Source organism: Pseudomonas sp. SIMBA_068, assembly GCF_046534705.1.
Lineage (GTDB): Bacteria > Pseudomonadota > Gammaproteobacteria > Pseudomonadales > Pseudomonadaceae > Aquipseudomonas > Aquipseudomonas putida.
The window spans coordinates 1-248 of sequence record NZ_JAWRYI010001245.1 but is presented as its reverse complement, the minus strand read 5'-3'; the positions used below and the strand labels follow the sequence as shown (position 1 = coordinate 248).

Annotated in this window: 1 protein-coding gene; it reads right to left on the bottom strand. The window is 33.9% G+C overall.

Annotation, left to right across the window (positions count from 1 at the left end; all coding sequences use genetic code 11):
• Window positions 1–246: O-antigen ligase family protein (locus SB756_RS33535; RefSeq protein ID WP_410913694.1), on the bottom strand; the 246-nt coding region annotated here is incomplete at its 3' end.
• Window positions 247–248 lie beyond the last annotated feature (2 nt).

The following is a 248-nucleotide window of genomic DNA, read 5'->3' as shown; positions in this document are numbered from 1 at the left end:
AAGAAACATAAAGAGCATTATCAGTTTTAGTTCCCTAGGACACTTGTAAAACAGTAATAAAATATAAATCAAAACTCCCCCTCCAAGTAAAACGCCTAGCTCACTTAAGATTTCGAGAATAAGATTATGAGGGTAGATAAAATTGGATTGATTATAATACTGCCAATTTCCTAACCCAACCCCTCCCCATAAATTTTGGGAAATTATTCGTAAAGTATCTAAGTACAACTCTAGCCTTGAACCAATAG